The 13642-nt window shown below is 72.9% G+C and carries 8 protein-coding genes and 1 pseudogene; 2 read left to right on the top strand and 7 right to left on the bottom strand.

Annotated elements, in window-relative coordinates; all coding sequences use genetic code 11:
* Positions 1-250: 250 nt before the first annotated feature.
* Positions 251-1741, bottom strand: a complete 1491-nt coding sequence (locus tag AB0F01_RS10610; RefSeq protein WP_362092279.1) for a hypothetical protein — start codon at positions 1739-1741, stop codon at positions 251-253.
* Positions 1742-2187: 446 nt separating this feature from the next.
* On the opposite strand from AB0F01_RS10610, the gene AB0F01_RS10605 reads away from it, so the two are divergent.
* Positions 2188-2889, top strand: a complete 702-nt coding sequence (locus tag AB0F01_RS10605; RefSeq protein WP_362092276.1) for a bifunctional DNA primase/polymerase — start codon at positions 2188-2190, stop codon at positions 2887-2889.
* 397 nt (positions 2890-3286) lie between these two features.
* Here the strand turns inward: AB0F01_RS10605 and ftsY are convergent, their stop codons facing one another.
* The 5 genes from ftsY to AB0F01_RS10580 all read right to left on the bottom strand — a co-directional run bounded on the left by ftsY (position 3287) and on the right by AB0F01_RS10580 (position 11399).
* Positions 3287-4486, bottom strand: coding sequence for a signal recognition particle-docking protein FtsY (ftsY, locus tag AB0F01_RS10600; protein WP_362092273.1), 1200 nt, complete (start codon positions 4484-4486; stop codon positions 3287-3289).
* Positions 4487-5072: 586 nt separating this feature from the next.
* Positions 5073-6491, bottom strand: a complete 1419-nt coding sequence (locus tag AB0F01_RS10595) for a sugar porter family MFS transporter (RefSeq protein WP_362092270.1) — start codon at positions 6489-6491, stop codon at positions 5073-5075.
* Between the two features lie 203 nt (positions 6492-6694).
* Positions 6695-10249, bottom strand: coding sequence for a chromosome segregation protein SMC (gene smc, locus AB0F01_RS10590; RefSeq protein WP_362092267.1), 3555 nt, complete (start codon positions 10247-10249; stop codon positions 6695-6697).
* 287 nt (positions 10250-10536) lie between these two features.
* Positions 10537-10740, bottom strand: coding sequence for a hypothetical protein (locus tag AB0F01_RS10585; RefSeq protein ID WP_030824772.1), 204 nt, complete (start codon positions 10738-10740; stop codon positions 10537-10539).
* A 377-nt stretch (positions 10741-11117) separates the two neighbouring features.
* Entirely contained in the window at positions 11118-11399 is a 282-nt protein-coding gene (locus AB0F01_RS10580) for an acylphosphatase (RefSeq protein ID WP_362092264.1), read from the bottom strand.
* A 794-nt stretch (positions 11400-12193) separates the two neighbouring features.
* Between AB0F01_RS10580 and AB0F01_RS10575 the strand changes: the two genes are divergently transcribed.
* Positions 12194-13306, top strand: coding sequence for a CAP domain-containing protein (locus AB0F01_RS10575; RefSeq protein ID WP_362092594.1), 1113 nt, complete (start codon positions 12194-12196; stop codon positions 13304-13306).
* Here the strand turns inward: AB0F01_RS10575 and AB0F01_RS10570 are convergent.
* Positions 13236-13555 (bottom strand): annotated as a pseudogene (locus tag AB0F01_RS10570) (hypothetical protein); the annotation flags it as partial. The gene AB0F01_RS10575 and the pseudogene AB0F01_RS10570 sit on opposite strands and share 71 nt — an antisense overlap.
* Positions 13556-13642: the final 87 nt, after the last annotated feature.

Genomic DNA, 13642 nt, shown 5'->3' with positions numbered 1-13642 from the left:
GGCCGGTCGTGCGCCATGAGATTCGCGCAGCGCCGTTTCGGCGGGCGCCCCTCGGTGTTTCGCCGTCGTGACGAAGAGGTGTGGCGTGTTACGCGTCGGTGAACCGGGCCCCGTCGCCGCGGGCGGCCGGTGCCGCGGACGCGGGAACGGGACCGGCCGCGGCCGGCCTCCGAAATGACTGGCATGGGGGAGCCGAGTCGGGCAGTTCGGGAGGGCCGGCCGCGGCCGGGGTCTGCGGGTTCCGCCGCGGTCAGACCGCTTCGGCGGTCTCGGACAGCTCGGTGGCGAGCCGCTCGGTGAGGTCGACGACGGCGGCGAGGTCGCCGAAGTCGCGGGCGGCGGTGTCCACCGTCTTTCGGATACGGGTGTTCAGACGTTCCGAACGGACCTTCCTGGCCGCGCGGATGGCGTCGGTGGCGAGGGCCGCGCCCTGCTCGGGCTCGCGCTGGAGGAGGTGGACGGTGGCCATGCCGATCAGGTTGAGGGCGTAGGAGCGCTGGTGCTCGACGCTGTCCCGGGCGAAGAGTTCCACGGCGCGCTGCATCAGCGGCTCGGCGAGGGAGGCGTAGGTGGGGCTGCGGCCGGCGACATAGGCCAGGTCCCGGAAGGAGTGGGAGTTCTCGCCGTACAGCTCGGCCTCGGTGAAGAAGCTGATCCAGCCGGGGTCGGGCTCGTCCCACTCGACGGCTTCGGCGAAGGTGTCCTCGGCCATGCGGACCGCCCGCTTGCACCGGCCGGGCTGGCCCATGTTGGCGTAGGCGCGGGCCTCCATCGCGTACAGCATCGACTGGGTGCGCGGGCCGGCGCAGTCGCGGCTGCCGTACTGGGCGAGGTGGATGAGTTCCAAAGCGTCGTCCGGGCGGCCGAGGTGGATCATCTGCCGGCTCATGCTGGAGAGGATGTACGAGCCGAGGGGGCGGTCGCCCGCCTCCTTGGCGGCGTGCAGCGCGAGGACGAAGTACTTCTGCGCGGTGGGCTGCAGCCCGACGTCGTAGGACATCCAGCCCGCCAGTTCGGCGAGTTCGGCGGCCACCTTGAACAGCCGCCGGGTGGTGGCCTCGGGCTGGGGTTCCTGCAGGAGGTCGGTCACCTCGTGCAGTTGGCCGACGACGGCCTTCCGGCGCAGGCCGCCGCCGCACTGGGCGTCCCACTGCCGGAACATGACGGTCGTGGTCTCCAGCAGGTCCAGCTCCGGCTTGGACAGCCGGCCCCGGCCGCGGCCCGAGGAGGGGTCCGCCGCCGGGTGCGCCTGCGGGGCGGACGGGGTGGGGACGAGCCAGCGCTGCATGGGCTCGATCAGGGACGGGCCCGCGGAGAGGGCCAGCGAGCTCCCGAGGAAGCCGCGCCGCGCCAGCATCAGGTCGCTGCGCGAGAACTCGCTGAGCAGGGCCACGGTCTGCGGGCCCGTCCACGGCAGGTCGACGCCGGTGGCGGAGGCTGCCGGGCGCGTCGTGCGCAGGCCCAGGTCCTCGACGGAGACGACGACGCCGAAGCGCTCGGAGAACAGGTCGGAGAGGATCCTGGGGATGGGTTCGCGGGGGTTCTCGCCGTCCAGCCAGCGGCGGACGCGCGAAGTGTCGGTGGAGATGTGGTTGGCACCCAACTGGCGGGCCCTGCGGTTGACCTGACGGGCCAGTTCGCCCTTGGACCATCCGCTGCGGACGAACCACGAGGCGAGCAGCTCGTTCGGACGTTTCTCCGGACTCGCCGTACTCGTCCCGCCACCGTCGTTGCCGCTCACTGGAACGCCCCCATCCCTGAAGACCACTTGTCGCTGAGTGCGCCAAGCCTTATCAGAATGCCGGTTGTCGGGGCCGCCCGTCCGGCGGTTGCCACCCTTCGAACGGAGAACCGAGTTGCCTCCGGCATACCCACGAGTGCATGTGCCCCAAGAAGCCGTGCACACACCGTAATCCCACGATCACCCGTCCAGCCACGGCGGATGCACAATCGCCACCATTCGCCACCCCTTCGAATGAACTCACGGTTGCCGTCCCACGGTTCACTTGACACTGGACAGCCAACAGCGGACGCGGTGACGCAGACGGGGGCGCATATCGTCGGGCGCACCACCCCCGGAGCTTCCGGACGCCGCTTGAGCAGGCCGGCACCGGGAAGCCGGAAACAGAGCGTCACATTCCGCGTCCGCTACGTAACCACCGGTGCGCCGGACCCGTTGGAGGGGGCATGGGCTTCACGATCGGCATCAGCCGGGGCATCCGCGACATCCGGTCCGGCTCGCGCCGCCGCGGCCGCGCGTCGGACGCCACCACCGTGGCGGAGTACACCGGCCTGTGGGGCTGGGACGTCCTCCCGGGCGCCCGGGCCGCCGCCGGCTCCTGCTCCTGCGGCCGGCCGGACTGCCCGACGCCGGGCGCGCACCCGCTGGACTTCGCGCCGCGGATCCCCGCCGGGGCTCCGCTGGACGAGGTCACCCGGACCTGGGCCGAGTTCCCCGGGGCGTCCGCGATGCTCCCGGTGGGACTCGCCTTCGACGTGCTGGAGGTAGCCGAGCCCGCCGGTCTGAACGCGCTGGCCCGGCTGGAGCGCATGGGCCTGCCCGTCGGCCCGGTCGCCGCCACCCCGGACGGACGCGCGCAGTTCTTCGTCGCCCCCGGTGCCGCCGCCGCCCTGCCCCGGCTGCTGTACCGCACGGGCTGGGACGACCCGGCCGCCCTGGACCTCCGCGCCCTCGGCCCCGGCACGCATGTCACGGCCCCGCCCTTCGACCGCGCCGGACTCGGTCCGGTCCGCTGGCTCCGCTCCCCCGCCCTGGACTCGGCCACCCGGCCTCCGGAGGCGCGCCTGCTCCTGGGCACCCTGGCCTACGTGGCCCACCGCTCCCGCGCCCGCACGGCGGGGATGCTCCGGCGGGAGCGCGGCGACTGAGGCCGGGGGCCCCTGTCGCCACGCTCCCTTCGCCGTGGCGCCCGTCGCCGTGGCGCCCGTCGCCGCGCTCCCCTCTCCCCGCCCGGCAGGCGAGCCGGGCTCGCTCCCGGCTGCGGGCCCGGCCCTTACGCCGTCAGGCCCGCCAGGCACTCGCCCGCCCCGCACGCGCCTACCCTGCCGCTCCCGGCTCCCGGCTCTCGACTCCGCCAACACCGGCCCCGATGGCTCGGTTCCGATGGCCCGGTTCCGGCACTCCGCGTCCATCGGACCGCTCACCGCCCACCGGACGGCCATCCCGGCTGCATCCCGGCTGCATCCCGGCTGCCGGAACGGCGAAGCGCCCGTCCCCGGTCGGTCCGGGAGGCGGGCGCTTCTTCGCGTGCGGGGCGGCGGGCGGTCACTCCCCGAGGAGAGCGTCCACGAATGCCGCCGGTTCGAACGGTGCCAGGTCGTCCGCGCCCTCGCCGAGCCCGATCAGCTTGACCGGGACGCCCAGCTCGCGCTGGACCGCGACGACGATGCCGCCCTTGGCCGTGCCGTCCAGCTTGGTGAGGACGATGCCGGTGATGTCGACGACCTCGGCGAACACCCGCGCCTGGACCAGGCCGTTCTGGCCGGTGGTGGCGTCGAGCACGAGCAGCACCTCGTCCAGCGGGGCCTGCTTCTCCACGACCCGCTTGACCTTGCCGAGCTCGTCCATGAGACCGGTCTTGGTGTGCAGGCGCCCGGCGGTGTCGATGAGCACCGCGTCGGCGGCCATCTCCTTGCCCTCCTTGACCGCGTCGAACGCGACGGAGGCCGGGTCGCCGCCCTCGGGACCGCGCACGATGTGGGCCCCGACCCGCTCGCCCCAGGTCTGGAGCTGGTCGGCGGCGGCGGCGCGGAAGGTGTCGGCCGCACCCAGCACGACGGTGTTGCCGTCGGCGACCAGCACGCGGGCCAGCTTGCCGGTGGTGGTGGTCTTGCCGGTGCCGTTGACCCCGACGACCATCACGACGCCGGGGCCGCCCGCCTCGTTCTCGGTGTGCACGGTGCGGTCCATGTCGGGGCCGACCAGGGTGATCAGCTCCTCGCGGAGCAGACCGCGCAGTTCCTCGGGCGTACGGGTGCCGAGAACCTTCACGCGCTCCCGCAGCCGCTCGACGAGCTCCTGGGTGGGCTGCACGCCGACGTCGGCGGTGAGCAGGGTGTCCTCGATCTCCTCCCAGGTGTCCTCGTCGAGGTGCTCGCGGGACAGCAGGGAGAGCAGGCCCTTGCCGAGGGCGTTCTGCGAGCGGGAGAGACGGGCCCGCAGCCGGATCAGGCGGCCCTCGGTGGGGGCCGGGATCTCGATGGCGGGAGCCTCCGCGGCGGGCGGCTCCTCGATGACGACGGCGGAGCCGTCGGGTAGGTCAACCTCCTCGATGGTGCGCCGCGGTTCCTCCCGCGGCGTCTCGGCCTCGTCGCCGACGTGCGGCTCGGCCGGAGGGGCGGTGATGTCGGGCGCGGCGGGCGGCGGCGGGGGCAGCGGCTTCTTGCGGCGGCTGCCGACGATGAGCCCGCCGATCGCGCCGAGCACGACCACGGCGATGACTACAGCAAGGATGACGATGTCCATAACCCGTCCAGTATCAGCCATGGCACCCCCGCTCGCCCCGACCCCGGGCCGCCGTGGAACGGCCGTGCCGGGGGCCCGGCGCCTTGGCACGGCCGCCCCCTCGTGAGGCCGGGCAGCGCCTCCTCGCACCGGACGTCCGCCCAGCCGTCGGGCGGAACCCCCTCGTGCAGTACCCCTGGTGTGGGGTGCCGGTGGACGAGGGGTGCCGGTGGACGAGGGGTGCGGGGTGGACGAGGGGTGCGGGTTCTGTGTGCGGCTATGCGGCTGTGCGGCTGTGCGCGGAGGCGTTCGGTTCCGGCTGGGCGGCTGAGCCCGCACCGGAGGCGGGCCCGGGACCGCCGACCGCGTACCGACGGGTCCGCCCGCGAGGGAGGTTCGAGCCGGCCAGCCGGTTCGCGAGGGAGGTCCGAGCCGGCCAGCCGGTCCGGGCAGCCGGCCCGGATTCCCGGCCCCGGACAAAGCACCGCCCCCGGTCCGGGGGTCCGGGCCGGGGGCGGCGGTGGGGGGTTCGAGGGAGGGGCAGCGGGGACTGGAACCCTTCCCCCGATCGTGGGGCGCCGGCCGTGGGGGGCCGTGGGCGCCGGTGTCAGCCCATCTCCTCCAGGGACTTGCCCTTCGTCTCCTTGACGAACTTCAGGACGAAGGGGATGGAGAGTGCGGCGAAGAAGGTGTAGATCAGGTAGGTCGTCGACAGGTTCCAGTCGGCGAGCGACGGGAAGCTCGCGGTGATGGCCCAGTTGGCGATCCACTGCGCGGCGGCGGCCACACCGAGGGCAGCGGCGCGGAGCCGGTTGGGGAACATCTCGCCGAGCATCACCCACACGACGACACCCCAGGACAGGGCGAAGAAGAGGACGAAGACGTGGGCGGCGATCAGGGCGACCCAGCCCTGCGTGGCGGGCAGCTTGCCGTCGACCAGGTCGAAGGAGAAGGCCCACGCCTCCAGCGCGAGGCCGATCGCCATGCCGACGGACCCGATGATGGCGAGCGGCCTGCGCCCGATGCGGTCCACGAAGATCATCGCGATCACGGTGCCGACGATGTTGATGATCGACGTGGTGAAGGAGTAGAAGAACGAGTCCGTCGGGTCGACGCCGACCGACTGCCAGAGGGTGGCCGAGTAGTAGAAGGCGACGTTGATGCCGACGAACTGCTGGAAGACCGACAGGCCGATACCGATCCAGACGATCGGCTTGAAGAAGAAGCTGCCGCCCAGGAGGTCCTTGAAGCTGGACTTCTCCTCCCGGTGCATCGCCTGGCGGATCTCGTCGACGCGGGCGTCCAGGTCGACGCCCTTGCCCTCGACCTCTTCGAGGATGCTCCGGGCCCGCTCGTGCTTGCCGACGGAGATCAGGTAGCGGGGGGACTCGGGGATGGCGAAGGAGAGCAGGCCGTAGAGGACGGCCGGCACCACCATGACCCCGAGCATCAGCTGCCAGGCCTCCAGGCCGAGCAGCTCGCCGCGCTGGTCGCCGCCGGCGGCGTTGAGGATGCCCCAGTTGACCAGCTGCGACACGGCGATGCCGACCACGATCGCGGCCTGCTGGAAGGAGCCGAGCCGGCCGCGGTAGGCGGGCGGGGCCACCTCGGCGATGTAGGCGGGGCCGATCACGGAGGCCATGCCGATGGCGATGCCGCCGACGACGCGCCAGAAGGCGAGGTCGTACAGCGTGAAGGGCAGCGCGGAGCCGATGGCGCTGACGGTGAAGAGGACCGCGGCGATCTGCATGCACCGGATGCGTCCGATGCGGTCGGCTATCCGGCCCGCGGTCGCCGCGCCGATGGCGCAGCCGATCAGGGCCACGGCGATGACCTGCGCGAGGGCGGCGGAACCGATGTCGTAGCGGTCCCGGATGGCCTCGACGGCGCCGTTGATGACGGAGCTGTCGTAACCGAAGAGGAAACCGCCCATGGCGGCCGAAGCCGCGATGAAGATGACGTGCCCGAGATGGTCGGGGTGAGCCGTTGCGGCTCCTGATGTCTGTGCCTGCGTCGAGCTGGTCACGTGTACTCCTCGGGCCGCCGGCAGCATCGCCGGACGGGGGTCAGCCCTTCGAGGTTCACCGGAAGGCACCTGAAGGTAAGAACAACTTCGCAGAGACTATGCCTTCAACTCTTGAAGTCAATAGCCGATGTCATGTGACTTTTGAGACCACAGAGGCAGACAGAAGGACTCATGCGTTCAATGTTTGAAGCTGATGTGACCGTTCAGCGCAGACGCTGACTGATGACCTTGGATACGCCGTCGCCCTGCATGGACACGCCGTAGAGCGCGTCGGCGACCTCCATGGTCCGCTTCTGGTGCGTGATCACGATCAGCTGCGAGGCCTCCTGCAGCTCCTGCATGATCCGGATCAGCCGCTGGAGGTTGGTGTCGTCGAGCGCGGCCTCGACCTCGTCCATCACGTAGAACGGACTGGGCCGCGCCTTGAAGATCGACACCAGCAGCGCCACGGCGGTCAGGGACCGCTCACCGCCCGAGAGCAGCGACAGCCGCTTGACCTTCTTGCCGGGCGGACGCGCCTCGACGTCCACGCCCGTGGTGAGCATGTTGTCGGGATCGGTCAGCACCAGCCGCCCCTCACCACCCGGGAACAGGCGGGCGAAGACGCCCTCGAACTCCCTGGCGGTGTCCCGGTACGCCTCGGTGAAGACCTGCTCGACGCGTTCGTCGACCTCCTTGACGACCTGCAGCAGGTCCGCGCGTGTCTTCCTCAGGTCCGCCAGCTGCTCGCTGAGGAACTGGTGACGCTCCTCCAGCGCCGCGAACTCCTCCAGGGCGAGCGGGTTCACCTTGCCGAGCTGCTGATAGGCGCGCTCGGCGGCCTTCAGACGCTTCTCCTGCTCGGCCCGGACGAAGGGGCGGGGCCTGTTGCGCGGGTGCTCCGGGTCCTCCGGCAGCTGCTCACCCTCGGCGGGGGGCGCGGGCGGCACCAGCTGGTGCGGACCGTACTCCGCCACCAGTCCGGCCGGTTCGACACCCAGTTCCTCCAGCGCCTTGGTCTCCAACTGCTCCACGCGCAGCCGCTTCTCGGCGCCGAGTACCTCGCCCCGGTGAACTGAATCCGTCAACTTGTCGAGTTCCGCCTTGAGATCGCGTCCCTCGGTGCGCGCCCGGGCCAGCTCCTGCTCGCGCTGGGCCTTGGCCGCCTCGGCGGCGGTGCGCTCGGTGTCCGCCCGCGCCACCGACACCTCGACGTGGGCGAGCAGTTGCCGGGCGCCCGCGGCGACGGCCCCGGCGACGGCGGCCTCGTGGCGCAGCCGCGCGCGACGCTGCTCGGCCCGCGCCCGGGCCTCGCGCTCGGCGCGGGCCGCGCGGTCCAGCGAGTCGGCCCGTCCGGCCAGCCCCTTCACCCGCTCCTCGTGGGTACGAGCCTGGAGGCGGGCCTCCATCTCGGTCTGCCGGGCGTTGGCCCCGTCGGCGGCGAGCCGGTCGCGCACGGCGGTGTCGGGCTCCTCCTCGAAGGGCATCTCCTCGGCGACGGCGAGCCGTTCGGCGAGTTCCTCGACCTCCGCGAGCGCGCTCTCGTGGGCCTGCTGCGCCCGGGCCGCCGCCGTTGCGGCCCGCTCGGCCTCCCCGGCGGCGCCGCGCGCCTGTCCGGCGAGCCGGCCGAGGCGTTGGGCGACAGCGGACTTCTCCCGGTCCGCGGCCCGCCGCCGCTCCCCCAGTTCCTCGACGAGGGCAGCGCACTCCCGGCGCCGCCCCTCCGCCGCCGTCTGGGCGTCGGCCAGCTCCTCGCAGCGCACGGCCAGTTCCGCGAGTTCCGCGGCGGCCTCGTCCACGGACGCCTGGACCTCCAGCAGGCTGGGTGCGCCGGCCGACCCGCCCTGCGCGAAGTGGGCGCCGAGCAGGTCGCCCTCGGCGGTCACGGCGGTCAGCGCGGGGCGCGCGTAGACCAGTTCCTCGGCGTCCTCCAGGGTGCCGACGACGACGATGCCGCGCAGCAGCCTGCGCACGGCCGGCATCAGCTCCGCGGGTCCGCGCACCAGGTCGGCCGCGTACGGCGGACCGTCGGCGCACGCTTCACCCGGCTCCTCCTCCGCGACCCCGGCGAGCAGCAGCGCCGCCCGGCCCGCGTCCTGCTTGCGCAGCAGGCGCAGCGCCTCGGCGGCGGCGGTGGGGGTACTGACGGCGACGGCGTCGGCCGCGGCTCCGAACGCCGCGGCCAGGGCGGTCTCGTGACCGGGGGTCACGGTGAGGAGTTCGGCGGCGGGGCCGAGGAGCCCGGTGAGGCGGTCCCGCGCGGCGAGCAGGGCACCGGTGCCGTCCTTGCGGCGCAGGCCGAGGGCGAGGGCGTCGTGGCGGGCCCGGGTCGCGGCCCGCTCGCGATCGGCGGCGGTGGCGGCCTCGCGGGCGGCGGTGAGGGCGGCCTCGGCGTCCGCGAGGTGCTGCCGGGCCGCCTCGTGCCGCTCCGCGAGCTCGGCGTCGTCCACGTCGAGGCCGTCCACCTCGGCCTTCAGGGCCTCGTACTCCTCCTGGGCGGCGACGGCCCGCTCCTGGGCCTCGTCACAGGCGGCCGCCAGCCGCTCGATCTCGGCCTGGGCCGCCGCGGCCCGCGACCGGGCCGCACCGACCTGGCCCTTGAGCCGGGCCAGGCCCTCGCGGCGGTCGGCGATGGCCCGCGCGACGTCCTTCAGGCGCCGCTCCTCCTGCGCGAGTGCGCGCTCCAGTTCGGCCCGGTGGGCGACGGTGTCCTCCAGCGCGCGTTCGGCCGCTTCCAGGGCGGCTTCCAGCTCGGCCTCCTGTTCGCGGATCCGGGCCGCCTCGCGTTCCAGGTCCTCCGGGTCCCGGCCCCGGCGTTCCTCCGGCGGGGCGGAGGTGGCGCTCTGCACCCGCGCGTCGGCCAGCGAGACGGTGCCGCGCACCCGCTCGGCGAGCCGGGAGAGCTCGTACCAGGTCTGCTGGGCGTTCTGCAGGCGCGGGGTGAGGCGGCGCACCTCCTCCTCCAGTTGCGCCTCCCGCCGCAGGGCCTTCCCCAGGGCCTGCTCGGCGGCCTCCTTGCGTTCCTTGAGGGCGGCCTCGTCGGCGATCTCGGCCGCCAGCGCCTCCCGCAGCCGCACCAGGTCGTCGGCGAGCAGGCGCAGGCGCGCGTCGCGCAGGTCGGCCTGGATGACGGCGGCCCGCCGGGCCACGGCGGCCTGCCGGCCGAGCGGCTTGAGCTGACGGCGCAGCTCGTCGGTGAGGTCCTGCACGCGCGCGAGGTTGGCCTGCATCGCGTCCAGCTTGCGCAGCGCCTTCTCCTTGCGCTTGCGGTGCTTGAGGACGCCCGCGGCCTCCTCGATGAAGGCGCGGCGGCCCATCGGGTCGGCGTGCAGCACGGAGTCGAGCTGGCCCTGGCCGACGATGACGTGCATCTCGCGGCCGATGCCGGAGTCGGAGAGCAGTTCCTGGATGTCGAGCAGCCGGCAGGTGTCGCCGTTGATCTGGTACTCGCTGCCTCCGTTGCGGAACATGATCCGCGTGATGGTGACCTCGGCGTACTCGATGGGCAGGGCCCCGTCGGAGTTGTCGATGGTCAGCGAGACCTCGGCCCGGCCGAGCGGCGGACGGCCGGTGGTGCCGGCGAAGATGACGTCCTCCATCTTGCCGCCGCGCAGCGACTTGGCCCCTTGCTCGCCCATGACCCAGCTGAGGGCGTCCACCACGTTGGACTTGCCCGAGCCGTTCGGACCGACGACGCAGGTGATCCCCGGTTCGAAGCGGAGCGTGGTCGCGGAGGCGAACGACTTGAAGCCGCGGAGGGTCAGGGCCTTGAGGTGCACGCCGCCGGACTTTACCGGCCGCGGTCGGGGTCACTCCATGAACGCGCGGTTTCGCCGGTGAACGGGAAGGGCAGACCAGACGTTGAAGAGGGTGAAAGGATGCGCGGGACAAGGACCCGAGGGGCGGGCGCCGCGGATCCCGAGGGCGGGGCCGGTGAGGCGGGGCACACGGACGGCAGGACGGCAAGAAAGAAGGGACGCCGAGGCGTCCCTTGCACTTCAATCAACGCGGCGGGTGTGATGAGCGGCCCGACCACTGCGGTGCTGTTCGTGGAGCGGTGCAGTGATCAGGTCAGCGCGGGCTCCGCCTGGTGTGCGTCAACGCTCTCCATGATCCTGTCGTGAGAAGCGGCAGCCGCCAGCGCGTCCTTCTCGGCCTGGATCCGGACGAGCTCCGATTCCAGGTCCTGGACACGCTGCTGGAGCCGTCGCATCTCGGCGAGGAGTCGCGGGTCGGAGCCGCCGACGTAACCGAGAAGCGCCTTTGCCATGATGGATGGTCCTCCACAATGAGTGACCGACCGATGCGGTGTGGGTCGTGAGGGATTCGCACCGCCGGTGTTCGGCAGGCTTGCAGTTGTGCTGCCGTTCAGCCATGCCAAACAGCTAAGGTGCGCGGGGCTTTCAGCGTCTCACCAAAAAGTTTGACGGTCAACACGATCACGCCCCGTAGGGGCGGACAACCGGGTGCGTACGGCCGCGGAGCGGCGGCCTCGCGATCTTCACGGGTCCTCGGGACGTGGCCGCCATCCTGTCGGCCCGACCGGTCCGCCGCAAGCGCCTTTCCGCAATCACCAGGACGTTTTCCGTCCCGGGGTCGGCGATCCGGGGGCCGGTGGCCTCGCGCGGGGGCCTCGGGGCCGGGCGGTCAGCGGATGGCGAAGCCGTCGTAGCCGCCGCGCGGTGTGTCCCAGATCTCGGTGACTCCGTCCACGCGCCCGGGCGTGTCGCCGTCCCGCAGCCAGTCCAGCAGCGCCTCGCAGCGCGTGCGGGGGCCCTCGGCGACCACCTGGACCCGTCCGTCGCCGAGATTGAGAGCAAAGCCACTCAGGGCGCCCAGCTCCAGCGCCTTGGCCCGGGTGAACCAGCGGAAACCCACCCCTTGTACCCGCCCGCGGACCCAGGCGACCAGTCGCACATCCTCGCTCATGACTGCAACCTAACCGGACAATGTCACACCGGGCACACGGTCCCCTGGCGGCATGCGGTACCGTCCCGACCCAGTGAATCTCACATGAAACTCACTCGATGGTGTGAGTTTCGTGGTGATCGCGAGGACGAGTCGACCGCAAGGACGAGGAAGGCCAGAACATGGGACGCCACCGACGCTCCGCCGCCGGCCGCGCCGCCACGGGCCGCGCCACGGGGGTCACTCACCACGACGGCGCCCAGGACGCGGGGCTCGACGGCCTGCCGGACGCACACCACGGCTACGACGGCCAGTTGGACGCCCACGCCGCCGAGCGGCCCACCATGGGCATCGCCCCCTACCTGAACCCCGAGGCGTACGCCGAGACCCACGCGAAGAGCGAGGCCTACCTCTTCGACACGGGCGACGCCACCGGCCCGGACCTCGCCGCCGGCCACGACGTCACCGCCGGCCCCTACGGTGCGGCGACCCCGGCCGCCCCCGCGCCGACGACGACGGAAGCCCCCGTCCCGCCGACCGCGCCCGGCGTCATCGGCACGGCCGAGACCGCCGCGTTCCCGGCCGCCCCCTCCTTCGCGACCGAGGGCGCCACCGGGCAGGCCTTCCAGGACACCGACGCCGCGCACGGCGTCCAGCACGGCGGACACCCGCACGACGGATACCCGTACGGCGGACACCCGGGCGACGGACATCAGTACGACTGGAACCCGCACGGCGCACACCAGTACGGCGGACACGCCGACCACGGCCACGCGTTCGCGGCCCACCCGGACGCCTCCTTCACCGACGACCGACTGCCCGGCAACCGCCTCGTCGCCGACCCCTTCGGCCCCGACGTCCCGGACGGACCGTTCCCGGAGGCCCCGGCCCCGTCCGCCGCTGAAGCCGGCGGCGCGCACGGCTTCGCCGACGACGCGGCGTCCGACGGCCACCGATCCGTGCCCCGCCCCCCGGCAGCCCGTAGCACCGACGGCCCCGCCGCCGACGCCCGGCACCCGGACGAGGGCTTCCCGCCCGGCGACGGGGCCCGCCGCCCCGCCGGACACCGGCGCCGGAAGAAGAAGGCCGGCGCCCCGGTCCGCAGCGGCCTGCTCGGCGTCTCCGCCGCGGTCGCCATCGGCACCGTCGCGGTCGCCACGGGTGCGGTCCCCGGTCTGGAGAACTACAAGCTGGGCGGCGACAGCTCCCCCGGCGAGACCGTCGAGGCGGGCGGCGCGCCGACCAACTCCCCCGTCGGGCAGGGCGGTAGCTCCGGCAGCCTCGAGAGCCCGGGCCGCGAGGCCGGCGCCCCGGCCAGCCGCGACGGCGACCGCGCCACCTCGCCGGAAGCGTCCCCGTCGGGGGCGTCCACGGCGACTCCGTCCGAGACCCCGGAGAAGGACAAGGACAGGGACAAGGGCGAGGGCAAGGAGAAGCAGAAGGCTCCCTCCGCCACGCCGAGCGAGGAGACGCCGCAGGAGCGGACCACCCCGCCCCGCAAGGCCGACCCCGCCCCGAAGAAGCCGAGCAGCCCCGGCTCCCAGTCGGCCGAGCAGGCCGCCGGTGCCCAGGTGCTCGCGCTGGTCAACCAGGAACGGGCCAAGGTCGGCTGCCGTCCCGTCGCCGCGAGCGGCCCCCTGACCGACCTGGCCAAGGCGTTCAGCGACGACATGGCCGAACGCGGCTTCTTCGACCACACCGACCCCGACGGCGCCACGCCCTGGGACCGCGCCAAGAAGGCCGGCATAACCGACCTCGGCGGCGAGAACATAGCCCGCGGCCAGGCGACCGCGGCGGCCGTCATGGCAGCCTGGATGAACAGCCCCGGCCACAAGGCGAACATTCTGAACTGCGACTTCAAGACCCTGGGCGTCGGCGTCCACATGGGCCCGGGCGGGCCTTGGTGGACGCAGAACTTCGGGTACTGAGACAACCGCGGGTCAGGAGCCTGAACCGGGCCCTGGGCCGTCTCCGGCCCGGCTTCCGCAGGATCATCGTCCTGGACGACGCGAGCCAGGGCGCCCGGGTCCGGGGCTCACCGGACGGCACCAGGTGCGGATACGTCCTCAGGGTGAAGCCGGGGTCATGGTGGCCCAGGTAATCGCTGAGAGCCTTCATGTTCTCCCCGCGTCCAGGAGGACCGACGCGTAGAGGTGTCGCACCGCGCGCATGCCGTTGCGGCGTCCCGCCTCGACGTCCGCCGCCCGGAGTGCCGGCCGCCAGACCCGATCGTTGAAGCGTTTCCGGTCGAGCGCCAGGCCGGT

The organism is Streptomyces sp. NPDC029526 (assembly GCF_040637405.1).
Classification (GTDB): Bacteria; Actinomycetota; Actinomycetes; order Streptomycetales; family Streptomycetaceae; genus Streptomyces.
Note: the sequence above shows the minus strand (reverse complement) of the source record. Positions and strands in the feature narration are given on the sequence as shown.

Bases quoted from the DNA above. Each gene is read 5' to 3' on its own strand.
- AB0F01_RS10585 (WP_030824772.1), bottom strand. From the start codon at position 10,740: ATGGCAAAGGCGCTTCTCGGTTACGTCGGCGGCTCCGACCCGCGACTC.
- ftsY (WP_362092273.1), bottom strand. From the start codon at position 4,486: ATGGACATCGTCATCCTTGCTGTAGTCATCGCCGTGGTCGTGCTCGGC.
- AB0F01_RS10580 (WP_362092264.1), bottom strand. From the start codon at position 11,399: ATGAGCGAGGATGTGCGACTGGTCGCCTGGGTCCGCGGGCGGGTACAA.
- AB0F01_RS10605 (WP_362092276.1), top strand. From the start codon at position 2,188: ATGGGCTTCACGATCGGCATCAGCCGGGGCATCCGCGACATCCGGTCC.